1 pseudogene is annotated in these 1228 nt (G+C 81.0%); it reads right to left on the bottom strand.

The features are described from left to right. A pseudogene (locus tag GQS09_RS28250) lies at window positions 1–1228 on the bottom strand (primosome assembly protein PriA); the annotation flags it as partial.

Below are 1228 nucleotides of genomic sequence, written 5' to 3'. Positions count from 1 at the left end.
GCCGTGCCGAGCAGCGCACGTACCGCCTCCTCCGGTCCGGCCACCGAGGCCATGCGGTGGGCCGGCGGCAGCCCGAGCGCGGCGCGGTCGGCGAGCTCCCGGACGGCGTGCCCGGCCGGATCCCACCGGACCAGGGCCTGCACCGGCCGCTCGGCCGCCTCCGCCAGCACCACCACCCGGCCGCCCTCCGGCGCCGGGCGGACCAGCGCGGCGGCATGGAGCCAGCGCCGCAGCGCCTCCTCGGCCGCGCGCAGGTCCGGGCGGCCGAGCAGGGCCCAGCCGTCCAGCAGGACGGCGGCGGCATAGCCGGGGCCGTCCGTGACCAGCGGCTCGGCGCCCGGGGTGCTCACCACCAGGGCGGGCCGGCCGGGAACCGTGCCCAGGATGTGGTCCCGGCCGGAGGTGCGCACGGCCACCGCGGGAAAGGCCCGTCCCAGTTCCTCGGCCGTGCGCCGGGCGCCGACCACCCGGGCGCGCAGCCGGGCGGAGCCGCAGACCGGGCAGTGCCACTCGGGCGCCCGCTCCCCGCACCAGCCGCACTGCGGCGCCTCGCCCCGCCCGACCGCGGCCAGCGGACCGCCGCAGGCGGCGCAGCGGGCCGGGGACCGGCAGTCCTCGCAGGCCAGCCGGGGCACATAGCCGCGGCGCGGCACCTGGATCAGCACCGGCCCCCGCTCCAGCCCCTCCCGGATGGCCTGCCAGGCCAGGGTGGGCAGCCGGGCGGCGCGCGCGGCCTCGTCCCGGGCCTCGTCGGTCTCGGTGACGGTGCGGACCAGCGGGGCCGTCTCCCGGACCGTCTCGCGGGCGGCGGCCAGCGGCCGGGCCCAGCCGGTCTCCACCAGCTGAGCGGCCTCGGCGGTGCAGGCGTGCCCCCCGCACAGGAATCCGGCCCGCTCATGCGCGGCGCGCAGCAGCAGCACCTCCCGGGCGTGCGGCTGGGGCGCATGGTCGTCCCGGTGGGAGGAGTCGCCGTCGTCCCAGACCGCGGCCAGGCCCAGGTCCCGGACCGGGGCGAACATGGCCGCCCGGGTGCCGACCACGGCCCGCACCGTGCCGCGGCTGACCGCCAGCCAGCGCCGGTAGCGGATTTCGGGACCGGCCTCGGCGGTGAGCAGCACGTGCCGCCCCGGGCCGATCAGGGCGGTGAGCGCGGCGTCCACCCGGGCGGCGGCCCGGCCGTCGGGCAGCACGGCCAGCGCGCCGCGCCCGGCGGCCAGGGCGGTGGCCA

The sequence above is a fragment of the Streptomyces sp. YIM 98790 genome, assembly GCF_011421595.1.
GTDB lineage: Bacteria > Actinomycetota > Actinomycetes > Streptomycetales > Streptomycetaceae > Streptomyces.
Note: the sequence above shows the minus strand (reverse complement) of the source record. Positions and strands in the feature narration are given on the sequence as shown.